5 protein-coding genes are annotated in these 13,090 nt (G+C 45.9%); 4 read left to right on the top strand and 1 reads right to left on the bottom strand.

From position 1 onward, the window contains the following. Positions 1–10 precede the first annotated feature (10 nt). Positions 11–1,405: a sialate O-acetylesterase gene (locus KVT36_RS23250; protein ID WP_217605844.1), complete on the top strand. Its 1,395-nt coding sequence runs from the start codon at positions 11–13 to the stop codon at positions 1,403–1,405. Between the two features lie 28 nt (positions 1,406–1,433). On the opposite strand, the gene KVT36_RS23245 is transcribed toward KVT36_RS23250, so the two are convergent. Continuing rightward, on the bottom strand, positions 1,434–2,489 hold the full coding sequence (locus KVT36_RS23245) for an aldo/keto reductase (RefSeq protein WP_217605843.1): 1,056 nt from the start codon (positions 2,487–2,489) through the stop codon (positions 1,434–1,436). Between the two features lie 345 nt (positions 2,490–2,834). On the opposite strand from KVT36_RS23245, the gene KVT36_RS23240 reads away from it, so the two are divergent. The 3 genes from KVT36_RS23240 to KVT36_RS23230 all read left to right on the top strand — a co-directional run bounded on the left by KVT36_RS23240 (position 2,835) and on the right by KVT36_RS23230 (position 13,084). Continuing rightward, positions 2,835–6,956, top strand: coding sequence for a two-component regulator propeller domain-containing protein (locus KVT36_RS23240; RefSeq protein WP_254640164.1), 4,122 nt, complete (start codon positions 2,835–2,837; stop codon positions 6,954–6,956). 130 nt (positions 6,957–7,086) lie between these two features. Then, entirely contained in the window at positions 7,087–9,951 is a 2,865-nt protein-coding gene (locus KVT36_RS23235; RefSeq protein WP_217605842.1) for a TIM-barrel domain-containing protein, read from the top strand. 109 nt (positions 9,952–10,060) lie between these two features. Then, positions 10,061–13,084, top strand: a complete 3,024-nt coding sequence (locus tag KVT36_RS23230) for a SusC/RagA family TonB-linked outer membrane protein (protein WP_368670043.1) — start codon at positions 10,061–10,063, stop codon at positions 13,082–13,084. Positions 13,085–13,090 lie beyond the last annotated feature (6 nt).

The raw sequence follows: 13,090 nt of genomic DNA, 5'->3' as shown, positions 1-13,090 counted from the left end.
ATACAGGAATATGCGTGGAATAGTTATTACAGCGCTGCTGTGCATGGCACTTTCCGGCTACGGTAATATCCGTTTGCCCCGGATCATCAGCAGCAACATGGTATTGCAGCAGCACGACAGTGTAAAGATCTGGGGATGGGCAGACCCTTATGAAGAAGTGACCGTAGCGCCCTCATGGGGCCAGCAAACATACAAGGCCACCGGCTCCCGCGATGCGCGCTGGGAGCTGAAGGTGGCAACGCCTGCCGCAGGTGGTCCGTATACCATTGTTATAAAAGGGAAAAACACCCTTGTGCTGAATAATGTAATGACCGGTGAAGTTTGGATCTGTTCCGGGCAAAGTAATATGGAAATGAGTGCAGAAAAGGGCTTGCAGGATGTAAAAGCAGAACTGTCTTCCGCTCACCTCAACAATATCCGTTTCTTTCATATCCCCAAAACAACCGCCCCGTACCCGCAGGATGATTGTGCCGGACAGTGGGCGGCCTGCGACAGTATTACGCTGCAGGCATTTAGCGCCGTAGCGTATTTTTTCGGCAAACGTTTAAGCAGGGAGCTTAATGTTCCCGTTGGCCTGATCGCCGCCAGCTGGGGCGGCACCGCGGCTGAAGTATGGACTCCGGACAGCCTTGTGCACAACAATCCTATACTAAAACAGGCTGCGGCCAGAATAGCGCCCAGTGGTATGTGCCCTTATCAGCCCGGTTATGCATTTAATGCTATGATAGCGCCGGTAATACCTTACACCATTGCTGGCGCCATCTGGTACCAGGGAGAGAACAATACCGGCGCAGCAGGCACCTACAAACAGTTATTCACGGCCATGATAGACAGTTGGCGAATGGCCTGGAAAAGAGACTTTCCTTTTTATTTTGTGCAGATCGCCCCTTTCAGGTACCAGGTAAAAAACACCGGCGCCCTGTTGCAGGAAGCGCAGCTGCAAAGCGCAGTGCATCATAAAACCGGCATGGTGGTGATCACAGACCTGGTGGCCGACACCAACGATGTTCACCCCGCAAACAAACATGATGTGGGGCTCCGTTTAGCCAATTTTGCGCTGGCAGACACTTATCACCGGCAGGGCATCCCCTTTCAAAGTCCGGTTTTTAGTAACATGCGGATCCGGGGAAACAAGGCCATCATAACTTTCAATCATGCAGATAAAGGATTGGTAATAAAAGGAGCAACCGCCACAGAATGGATGATTGCCGGTGACGATAAAATATTCTATCCGGCGGAAGCAGTGATACACCAGCGTACGGTGACGGTATGGAGCAAAATGGTGAAAGCTCCTGTAGCCGTGCGTTATGGCTTCAGGGATGCAGCAATGGGCAACGTCTTCAGCCGTGAAGGGCTGCCCCTTGCGCCCTTCCGTACGGATAACTGGGAGGTAGATACGAAATAACGGGCCAATTCACCCGAAGTAAACGGCATCAGCCGAGATATGGATAATCCAACGCGATAAGCTTCCTGTCTTTCATTGCCGTCCAAAATGCAGCAGGGATCTCTGCAGAGATCATTTCCATATTCTGTTTTATGCGGCTGGCCGATGTACTGTTTAATGCGAGTGAGCCAATTCCTGGAATACTGATGCCAAACTGTATACATGCATGTGATGGCGTTAAACCGAACCGGTTGCAAAGCGCAAAAAAACTGCTTCTCCACTCAAGTAGCTTTTTATCCTTGGGGTCTGATTCATTTATCGGGCGGTAGTTGAAATAATTACTCCCTACAAGAAATCCGCCATTGAAAACAGCCGAGTTGATGATGTTTATGTTCCGCTGATTTAATTCCTTAACAAATTCCAGTAATTCAGCCGGATGTTCATAGATGGTAAGCGAATTGGCAAGCATAACCCAATCCAATCCGATCTCCCTGGAAATCCTTTGAATAATTCGCCAGTCTTTTGAACCAACGCCTATATGGGACACCTTTCTTTCTGATTTAAGTTCCTGCAATGCCCTGTAGGCCGCCAGGATGTCCTGGAACCTGTCTTCTTTTTCTTTTTCACTGCCGGCAGCAGCCAGGTATTCGTCCGGATCATGAACAGAAACAAGCTGGGGGCGGTAGGGGCCCAACAACTGGTTGCCCTGTTCATAACATTCAAAAATGCCTTCATAGCTGATCTTTTGTACGGCATCGTTTTGCAGATTTTTCCATACACCTTTCTCAAACGTTGGCTCCTTCTCTTTTAATGGTGTCCGGAGCCATCCCAGTTTATTGCTGATTAAAATATTGCCCGGGTCAACATCCAAATGCATCAATGAGCTGGCAAGTACTTCGAGAGAAAGTCCTGCTCCATATTTGCCGGCAGAATCGAAAATACCTCCTGAGGGATAACATTCCAGGTAGGTTTTAACCAGATTCAGTTTATCAGGAAAAGAAAGTTCTTCGTACAAATTTCCCAGACTGCTTGTACCGCAAATTATTTGGGGGAAATGAAAGGGGATCGGTGAATGGGGAGGTAAATTCCAATCTGCTTTAGACATAGTTGTTCATTGGGTTCATAAAGAAACGAAGATAAAAATTTTCAATCGATAGAATAACTATTATATTAGCTTCAGATTGAAGTAAACCAGGTCGCTTCCACGTTTAAAAAAACGAATCATGAATGCAAATCCACAACGATTGCAATTGAGAGCCACCTTTCAATTGTTCACTCGTTTATCCGTATCTTTTGTGCGGCTTAGTTTTTCTGCCTCTCTTATAATTCCCGGTTATCAATTATATTTGGAGTCCAGCTGAAATTACAGCTATAAACGTGGAGCTGTTACCGGTTTTCTTTTTTGTGATGGGGTTTTTGAACAATGAAACTTAAAATGATACAGTCTGTTTTGAACCACCTTAAATTTGTAATACGTTTTTTTATTTCAGTTGGTTTACTGCTGTTTCCGGCTTTAGTTTTTGCACAACGTGACCATTATAATTTCTCCAGGCTTGATATGCACAGCGGGCTTTCACACAACCAGGTGAATGCAGTATTAAAAGATCCGGATGGCTTTTTATGGTTTGGTACCGCGGCCGGACTTAACCGCTATGATGGATATATGTGCAGGATATTCCGTCAAAATCACAGTGACAGCTCTTCGCTAAAGAATAATAATGTCCTGTCGCTGTATGAGCTTCCTGACAGAAAGATGTGGGTGTCAACAGGAGGAGGGGCTTGTATTTATAATCCGGACACCGAAAAGTTTGATGCAGACTATTTTAACTATTTACGTCTGCTCGGGTTACCCCCGGGAGTGATTGCGGGTGTCGTGAAAGGGAATGATCACAGATACTGGTTCCTTTACAATGACCTGGGTTTATATTTATATTCAGCTACTGATAAAAGAGTAAAACCATTCAGGTACCAGGACACACTCCATTCTCCCGGAAAGATCACTTCCGTTAAAGAAACAAAAGATGGGAAGTTATGGCTCGTATATCAAAATGGATTTTTGCAGGAATATGACATAACATTGGATAAGGTTATATTCTCCAGCACTGCATTGCAGGAACAGCATAAAGGGAATAATCCTAATAGCCTTTTTATAGACAATGATGGAGATGTTTGGATCTGGTGTTACACCTATGGAGCTTTTCTTTTTCATCCGCAGGATAATACCATCAGGCAGGTTAATAAAAAGTCCTCTCCAGCCAGGCTGATTTCAGAAGTAGTAAGCCAGATCATTCAGGATAATAATGGTTTGATCTGGGTAGGAACGGACCATGGGGGAGTAGCCCTGATCAATAAGAAGAACAGCTTTCAAACCAGTTACCTGCTGAATGATCCCCAGGATCCTAAAAGCCTGAGCCAAAACAGCATCAACACGATCTATAAAGACGATAACGGCATTATCTGGCTGGGAACATATAAGCAGGGGGTAAATTATTTAAACAGCAACATCGTACAATTTCCATATTATCATCACCAGGAATTGAATGCAAAGAGCCTTCAATATGATGATGTAAACCGTTTTGTTGAAGACAGGCTGGGTAATATCTGGATCGGGACCAATGGCGGGGGACTCATTTACTTTGATAGGAAGAACAATACTTTTAAACAGTATCTGCACGATCCAAACAACCAAAACAGCCTGACGGGAAATGTAATTGTAAGTTTGTGGATCGATCATACAGGTATACTCTGGATTGGAACTTACCTGGGGGGCCTTGACCGTTTTGACGGAAAGAAGTTTACACACTACCGGCATGACGATCGTGATTCTTCAAGTTTGGGAGACGACCGGGTTTGGGAAATATTTGAGGACCAGGACCAGAATTTATGGATCGGTACTTTGGGTGGCGGCCTGAATCGTTTTAACAGGAGTACAAATAAGTTTGACCATTACACAGGCCAGGCAGGGGGTGCACTTACCGAGTACATTTTTAACATCCTTCAGGATAGAAAGGGTAATTTATGGATCGGTACAAATGCCGGGGTGGCCGTTTTTGAAAAGAATAAAAGCATTCCGGTCTTTTATCAGCATACAAACAACAAAAATAGTTTAAGCAACAATATTGTTTCCTGTATCCTGGAAGACAGCAAGGGACGGATCTGGCTGGGAACGGGAGACGGTTTGAATTTGTTTAATGAACGAACAAAAGAATTTCAGACCTTCACTACCGCAGATGGCTTGCCCGATAACATGATCCTGGATATTCTTGAAGACGATCATCAAACATTCTGGCTCTCCACGCCCAATGGTTTGTGTAATGCCATTCCAAAGCAAACGAATAGCGGACTTACTTTCTCTGTTATTAGCTACGATGAGACGAACAACCTGCAGAACCGTGAATTTAATGAAAATGCAGCACTCAAAACACGGGCCGGTGAGTTGATCTTTGGCGGTCCTTTTGGGTTTAATATTATTGATCCGGATAACATAAAAAAGCCTGCTTACCATCCTAAAATTGTTTTTACCGGTTTGCAGATCTTAAATAAAGAAGTGGCGCCGGGTGAGCGGATCAATAACAGAACCCTGCTGCCGCAATCTTTACCAAGGCTGCAGCACATAGACCTGAAACATAAAGAGAACGTTTTCTCCATTGAATTTGCTTCCCTTGATTTTGGCGGCAATGCTTCTAATAAGTATGCATACATGCTGGAAGGGTTTAATACAGATTGGTTTTATGCAGATGGCAGCCAAAGAAGGGTTACTTACACCAACCTTAATCCTGGTCATTATGTTTTTAAAGTAAAGGTTTTAGGCCGGGATGGTTCCTGGAGTAACATTAAAGCTTTGCAGATCAATATTGAGCCGCCGTTCTGGCGAACTCCCCTTGCCTATATTATTTATATATTGATTGCTGCAGGCTTGTTCTTACTTGCCCGGCGTATTACATTAGACCGGATACGCATGCGCTTTGAAGTGCAGCAACAACGCAGGGAAGCAGAAAGGGCGCATGCGCTGGAACAGTTAAAGACAAAATTCTTTACCAATGTAAGCCATGAATTCCGCACCCCGTTAAGTCTGATCATTGCCCCATTGGACAAGATCATTAAGCATACTGCAGATGAAGAGCAGGTAAAGCAATTAAACCTGGTGCAGCGTAACGCAAAACGCTTACTGAACCTGGTAAACCAGCTGCTGGATTTCAGGAAGATGGAAGTGCAGGAAGTAAGATTACACCCTTCCATAGGCGACATTATCGGGTTTAGCGGGGAAATCAGCCGTTCGTTTGCGGATATTGCGGAAAAGAAAAAGATCCAATTTTCATTCTCCGCTAATATTGACAGCCTGGAAATTTATTTCGATAAGGATAAGATTGAAAAGATCCTGTTCAACCTCCTTTCGAATGCTTTTAAGTATACGCATGATAACGGCGCCGTGAGCATTAACCTTATTTATCAGCCGCCGGTAAATAATGAAGGGGATGGAACACTGGCCATTGAAGTAAAAGATACCGGTATCGGGATCCCGGCCGGTCAGCACGAAAAGATCTTTGAACGGTTCTTTCAAACAGAGGTCCCGGAAAGCATGGTGAACCAGGGAACGGGCATTGGCCTGGCTATTACAAAAGAGTTTGTAAAATTGCATAACGGGATCATTACCGTAAAAAGCGAGCGGGATCAGGGTACCTGTTTTACCGTGCTGCTTCCCGCAAAGAAGATTTATGAATCCCCGGCCCGGGCTGTAACCACCCCTTTACCGGCAGAAAATGGAGAACCCATAGTATTAGAAGAAAGTAAAAAGGGCGATAAGAGGAAAACCATACTCATAGTAGAGGACAATGAGGACCTGCGCTTTTATTTAAAGGACAACCTGAAAGGGCAATACCGTATAGAAGAAGCCACGAACGGAAAGGAAGGCTGGGAGAAAATAAAGCAGCTAAACCCCGACCTGGTGGTGAGCGACATTATGATGCCTTTAATGGACGGGGTGGAGCTGGTCAAAAAAATTAAGACGGAAACGCTCACGGCCCATATTCCCGTTGTTTTGCTTACCGCCATGGGAAGTGAGGAAAAACAGCTGGAGGGTTTGAAAGCAGGCGTGAACGATTATATCACAAAACCTTTCACTTTTGAGATCCTGGCCTCCCGCATCAATAACCTGCTGACACAGCAAAAATTGTTGCAAAAGAGGTTCCAGAAGCAGATTGAGGTGAATCCCGGGGAGGTTACCATCACCCCTGTGGACGAAAAATTCCTGAAACAGGCTTTGGAAGCTGTTGAAAAGCAAATAGATAACCCGGATTTTTCGGTGGAAGATCTTAGCCGTGAGATGTGCATGAGCCGGGTTACCTTTTATAGAAAGATCGTTTCCCTTACCGGCAGGTCGCCGTTGGAGTTTATCCGTTCCATCCGTTTGAAAAGAGCGGCTCAATTATTAGATAAAAGCGGAATGTCAATTGCCGAAATTGCATACGAGGTAGGATTCAATGATCCCAAGATCTTCTCCAAATTTTTCAAGGAAGAGTTTAATATGTTACCCTCACAATACATAACAAATATCAGGAATAGAGATAATTAGTTTCCTTTCTGTCAAAAAGATGGCGATGAAAATCAGCTCTTTGTAACATTTAACCCCCTAGTTTGAAACATTCAACCGCCTGCTTTCAAACGGCCAGGCAATAGCTTTACAGCATTTCTAATTCACGTGTATGAAATTGAGATTGCTGCTGTTTAGCCTGTTGGCTTCTGCGTTATTGAATGACTTATTGGCAGTGCCACCCGCCTACATCAAACTTCCTGATGGCGTATTACTTTTTACAGACCCTTTGCTAACCGGCTCATCGAATGCCGTTAAGCTGGAAGTGATTGCGGATAATATTATAAGAGTGATCGCAGCTCCCGGCAAAGAAATAGCTCCCGGCAATAGCCTGATCACTGTTTACAAAAAAAAGCCCGGGCTTACCTGGAATGTGATTCCTTCTAAAGAAAGTCTCACACTCAAAACCTCCAAATTAATCGCTACTATCGACCGTAAAACCGGGGCCGTTACTTTCACGGATCTCAGCGGCAAAAAAATACTGGCTGAAAAACAGCCGTTTGGAAGGAATTTTCAACCCGTAGTATTTGACGGCAAACGGTCTTACACGCTCACGCAAACCTTTCAGACAACAGGCAGTGATGCATGGTATGGATTGGGCCAGCACCAGGACGGTATCATGAATTACCGGGGGCAGCAGGTTACTTTCTTCCAGAACAATACCGAAGTAGCCGTTCCATTTTTGATTTCCAGTAAAAACTATGGCATTCTGTGGGATAATTATTCCCTGACCAGGGCCGGTGATGTAAGGCCGCTGCACCCGCTTTCCTCCATGCAGCTTTTTTCAAAGCAGGGAGAACCGGGCTGGCTTACCGCTTCATACATCAACAATACGCACAACCCAGAAGAAATAAGTACAGAAAGAGCTGAGGCAAATATCAATATGGAGTTCCTGGGAGATTCCAGGATCCAGCTTCCCCGGGAATTTACGCCTGCCACGGGCATGGTAACCTGGGAAGGGAGCCTTGCCAGTCATCTGTCAGGCCTTCACCAGTTCCGGTTCACCTACGGTGGTTCCCTGAAAGTGTGGCTGGATGGAAAGCTTGTTTTAGACCGCTGGCGCAAAGCCTGGAACCCCGCGTCTGCATTGGTGCCCTGGGATTTCAAAAAAGGAGAGAAAATACCTGTTAAAATTGAATGGACACCTGAAGGAGGCGAATCCTATCTTTCTCTGAAATGGCAGGAGCCATTGAACGAAGAAGAGCAAAACAGTTTTGGCTTTTGTTCCGAAGCAGGCAAACAGGTTGATTACTACTTCGTGTATGGTAATAATATGGATGAGGTGATCTCCGGTTACCGGGATCTTACCGGTAAAGCGCCTATAGTGCCCAAATGGGCATTGGGTTCCAGGCAAAGCAGGGAGCGATATAAAACACAGGATGAGATCCTTACCACGGTTGATGAATTCCGCAAGAGAAAGATCCCTATTGACAATATCGTGCTGGACTGGAGCTATTGGAAGGAAGCCGAATGGGGCAGCCAGGAATTCGATGAAAAACGTTTTCCTTCTCCCGGCAGTATGATCGATGTGTTGCATAAGAAATACAACACCCACATCATGATATCGGTGTGGCCGAAGTTTTACGACGGCATCTCAGCATACAACGAGTTTGATAAGAATGGATGGCTTTATAAAAGGAATATAGCCGACCGGCAAAAAGACTGGATCGGCACCGGATATGTTTCTACTTTTTACGACGCCTTTAACAGAGATGCCCGGAAAGGATTCTGGAACCTGATCAATGATAAGATCTATAGTAAAGGCATTGACGCATGGTGGATGGACGCCAGTGAGCCGGACATTCTCTCCAATGTAAGCCCGGATAAAAGAAAGCTGCAAATGACGCCCACCGCTTTAGGCAGTGCAGCCGAATTCCTGAATGCCTATCCCCTGCAAAATGCAAAAGGGATCTATGAAGGGCAGCGTTCAACGGATCCCAATAAAAGGGTTTTCCTGCTTACACGCTCCGGCTTTGCAGGTTCACAACGTTATGCAGCAGCCATATGGAGCGGTGATATCGGCTCCACCTGGCAGGATATGAAAGCGCAGATAACCGCAGGCGTGAACTTTTCTATGTCGGGACTTCCTTACTGGACCATGGATATAGGCGGTTTTGTGGTGCCGGGGAAATTTGAAAAGCCGGATAGTGAAAACCTGGAAGAGTGGAGGGAGCTGATGACCCGCTGGTCGCAGTTTGGCGCCTTTGCTCCTTTGTTCCGTTCCCATGGGCAATTCCCTTACCGCGAGGTATTTAATACAGCCCCGGAGGATCATCCTGCCTATAAAAGTTTTCTCTATTACGATAAGCTGCGTTACCGTTTACTTCCCTATATCTATTCGCTGGCAGGATGGGGTTACCATAATGACTATACGATTATGCGGGGCCTTGCAATGGACTTTGCAGCAGATACAGCTGTGCTGAACATCGGAGATCAATATATGTTTGGCCCTGCGCTGCTGGTAAGTCCTGTTTGCGAATACAGGAAAACAGAACGTGCCCTGTACCTGCCCCAATGTGCCGGCTGGTATGATCTCTATTCTGGGAAATGGTATGCAGGCGGTCAAAAAATTATTGCCGAAGCTCCTTATGAACGAATGCCGCTGTTTGTAAAAGCCGGCTCCATCCTGCCTTTTGGACCTGCATTGCAATACACCACAGAAAAACAGGCCGATACCATCACCTTAAACATTTACACCGGAGCCGATGCATCCTTTAACCTGTATGAAGATGAAGGAGCCAATTACAATTATGAAAAAGGCGCTTTTTCTATTATCCCGGTAAAATATAATGAAGCAACAGGAACCGTTACCATCGGAGACCGGAAGGGATCATTCAACGGGATGCTGCAAAAAAGAACCTTCCGTATAAATATGATAACGCCTAATAAAACAAGGCGCCTGGATCTTGATACAGCATGCGATAAAGAAGTGGTTTATGAAGGGAAACATCTAAACATAAAAAATAGCCAATTTTAAATTCACACGTATGAAGTCAGCCAAAATTATTCGCTTGCGAATATTGCTGTTATGGGGGACAATTATGATTTTTACCCTAAGCAAAAACACTTATGCCCAAACAGCAAAAGTGAGTGGGACCATCACCAGCCAAAGCACGTCCGCCCCGGTTCCGGGCGCGTCGGTTAACGTTAAGAATACCCAAACTGCCGCCATTGCGGATGAATCAGGAAAGTTTTCTATTAACGCATCCACCGGTGATGTGCTGGTGATCACTTCCGTAGGGTTTGTTGCAAAAGAGGTGAAGGTTGAATCGCCTGAATTAAGGATCCAGCTGCTGGAATCGGAGAACCAGCTGGAGAATGTAGTGGTGATCGGTTACGGCACACAAAAGAAAAAGCTGGTAACAGGCGCCAACATACAGGTAAAAGGCGCCGATATTCAAAAGCAGAATACTACCAATGCGCTGCAGGCTTTGCAGGGGCAGGCACCGGGTGTGCAGATCACCTCTTATTCAGGGCAGCCCGGTTCAGGCATGAATGTTATTATCCGTGGTAAGGGTACGGTGGGTAATTTTTCTCCGCTGTATATTGTTGATGGCGTTCAAACCGGCGACATCTCATACCTGAATCCTGCTGATATTGAGTCCATAGACATCCTGAAGGATGCCGCTTCCGCTGCTATTTACGGTTCCCAGGCAGCCAATGGCGTTATCCTGGTTACTACCCGCTCAGGGAAGAACAATCAGAAAGCGCAGGTTACCCTGGATGTTTTTTACGGCGCCCAGAACGTTGCACGTAAAGCAAAGCTGCTGAATGCAAAAGAGTATGCCACCATTATAAATGAAGCTGCAACCAACTCCGGTAAAGCGCCTTATTTCAGCAATGACGTAATTGACAATTTGCCCGTAAATACCAGCTGGATGGATCAGATGTTTAAGAGCAATGTACCCACCCAGAACTATGTGCTGGGCGTACAGGGCGGCGGTGCCGGTTCAGCCTATTCCTTATCATTGGGATATACAGGCCAGGGCGGTATTGTAGGCGGCTCTAACATTTCTAACTTCGAGCGTTATACGTTCAGGGTCAACTCCGATCACAACTTATACCAGAATATTATTAAGATAGGTGAGCATCTTACATTCAATTACCAGAACACGCATGGAATTTTGGTAGATGGCCAGTACAATAACACCTTACGTTCGTCTTTTAGTACAAGCCCGCTCCTGCCCATGTATGATGCAGCCGGCAATTATTTCAGCAGTGACCAGAAAGGCTGGTACCCGGGAAAACCGGACCAGGCATGGAACAATACAGAATCCAACCCCTACGCTGTAATGGACTACACTACGCGTAACCGCAACAGCAACCAGGGTTTGTTTGGCGATGTATATATACAGGCCGAGCCCATTAAGGGATTAAAGTTCCGCTCCAGCCTGGGTTTAAATTACACCTCTAATCAAAGCCACGGTTATACCCCGGTTTACCACCTCTCTATTTATGCGTTTAATGATACTTCCAAGGTAAGCCAGTCAATGGGTAACGGGCTAACCCTTCAGTTCGATAATTTACTGAGCTATGATTTTAATATAGCCACTGATCACCACTTCAGCGTAATGGCAGGCAGCTCTTCGCTGAAAACAAAAACAGTGGGTATGAATGGTAACAACTGGTACCTGCGTGTGGCCGATCTGCAGCATGCTTACCTTTCCGTGGCGCAGAATGTGAACAGGGGTGCGCCTTATATGAGCATTGGCGGAGGGCCGACTGAGAATGCTTTGCTGTCTTATTTCGGGCGGCTGCAATACGATTTCCGCGAAAAATATCTGCTGAATATCACCTTCAGGTCTGATGGCTCATCAAGATTTGCACCCGGGCATCGCTGGGGATATTTCCCTTCTGTGTCCGCAGGATGGGTGGCCTCTATGGAAAGCTTTATGCAGGGCGCTCATTGGCTGGATTTCCTGAAGATCCGCGGCAGCTGGGGCCGGGTAGGTAATCAGAATGTGGCGGCTTATCAATATTTATCTCCCATCAGCTTCAGTAATACGGCCTATATCTTCGGGCCTGTTGAAGGGGCAAATACGCAGGGCGCCTTCCCAAGCCGCATCGCTAATCCTGATGTAAAATGGGAAACCTCCGAGCAAACCAATATCGGCTTTGATGCTACCGTGCTGAAAAACCTGAACGTAACTTTTGACTATTACAACAAGAAAACAAAAGACTGGTTAATTACCGTACCTATTCTTGCCACTGCCGGCGCCGATGCGCCGCTGATCAACGGGGGGGATGTAACGAATAAAGGCGTTGAGCTGGCGCTTAATTACCAGAACAGCATTGGTAAGAACTTCAATTATTCAATTGGTGTGAACGGCGCTTATAACAGGAACAGGATAGGGAATATTCCCACAAATGATCATGTGCTGCATGGCAATACCAATGTGCTGTATGCCAATGCGGGTGAGTTTTACCGTGCGGCAAATGGTGAGCCGGTAGGTTATTTCTGGGGCTTTAAAACGGACGGCATTTTTCAAACAGCAGAAGACGTGCTGGCCTATAAAGGCAAATCAGGTACACCCATTCAGCCCACCGCCCAGCCAGGGGATGTTCGTTATGTTGATCTGAACGGCGATGGAGCCATTGATGCCAATGACAAAACAAAGATCGGTGATCCTAACCCTAATCTCACATTTGGTTTTAACGTAGCGCTGGGTTATAAAGGTTTTGATCTGTTTATACAGGCATCCGGTGTTTCCGGCAATCAGCTGGTGCAGTCCTGGAGAGGTCCGGGTGGCTTTGGTAATTATACTACAGGGATCCTGGAACGCTGGCATGGTCCCGGAACATCCAACAGGATTCCCCGGGTAACAGAAGACGGCGTTAACTGGGCGCAGTTCTCAGACCTCTACATCTATGATGGAAAATATCTTCGTATCAGCACCATCACGCTCGGATATGATTTTGCAAACCTTGTTAAGAAAAGCTACCTGGGCAAGCTAAGAGTATATGCTTCAGTGCTGAATGCTTTCACCATTACCGGTTACAAAGGAATGGATCCGGAAGTTGGATATAATGAAGGTTTTTCATCCGGGGTGGACCTTGGATATTATCCCAGGCCCAGAACATACATGGTTGGGGCAAACATCCGCTTTTAAATTTAA

The organism is Chitinophaga sp. GbtcB8, assembly GCF_019091455.1.
In the GTDB taxonomy this organism is placed as follows: Bacteria; Bacteroidota; Bacteroidia; order Chitinophagales; family Chitinophagaceae; genus Chitinophaga.
The sequence above is the reverse complement of the archived record's forward strand: the minus strand, read 5'-3'. Positions and strand labels throughout refer to the sequence as shown.

Excerpts from the sequence above, each read along its gene's own strand:
- KVT36_RS23235 (WP_217605842.1), top strand. The coding sequence starts at position 7,087 with ATGAAATTGAGATTGCTGCTGTTTAGCCTGTTGGCTTCTGCGTTATTG.
- KVT36_RS23250 (WP_217605844.1), top strand. The coding sequence starts at position 11 with ATGCGTGGAATAGTTATTACAGCGCTGCTGTGCATGGCACTTTCCGGC.
- KVT36_RS23245 (WP_217605843.1), bottom strand. The coding sequence starts at position 2,489 with ATGTCTAAAGCAGATTGGAATTTACCTCCCCATTCACCGATCCCCTTT.